Source organism: Halomonas borealis (genome assembly GCF_004798905.1).
Taxonomy (GTDB): Bacteria; Pseudomonadota; Gammaproteobacteria; order Pseudomonadales; family Halomonadaceae; genus Halomonas; species Halomonas borealis.
This window is the reverse complement of the sequence record NZ_SDMO01000068.1, coordinates 1-272: the sequence shown is the minus strand read 5'-3', so window position 1 is coordinate 272 and position 272 is coordinate 1. Positions and strand designations below refer to the sequence as shown.

1 protein-coding gene is annotated in these 272 nt (G+C 45.6%); it reads right to left on the bottom strand.

From position 1 onward, the window contains the following. A partial coding sequence (locus ETC07_RS16200) for an AAA family ATPase (protein WP_136249329.1) occupies positions 1-272 on the bottom strand: 272 nt, incomplete at both ends.

The window sequence follows — 272 nt, the reverse complement described above, 5'->3', positions numbered from 1 at the left end:
TGTCACTTCATCAACAATAGCCGTCAAACGATCTTCAAATTCACCACGGAATTTTGTCCCCGCTACGACCATCGCCATATTTAAAGCCATAATGCGGCTGCCGCGTAAACCTACAGGAACATTTCCTGCAGCCACACGTGTCGCAAAACCTTCAATAATCGCTGACTTACCAACACCTGGCTCACCAACAAGAACGGGATTATTTTTTGTTCGACGGCTCAAAATGTGGATAAGACGTTCAACTTCACGCTCTCTTCCAATCATGGGATCAA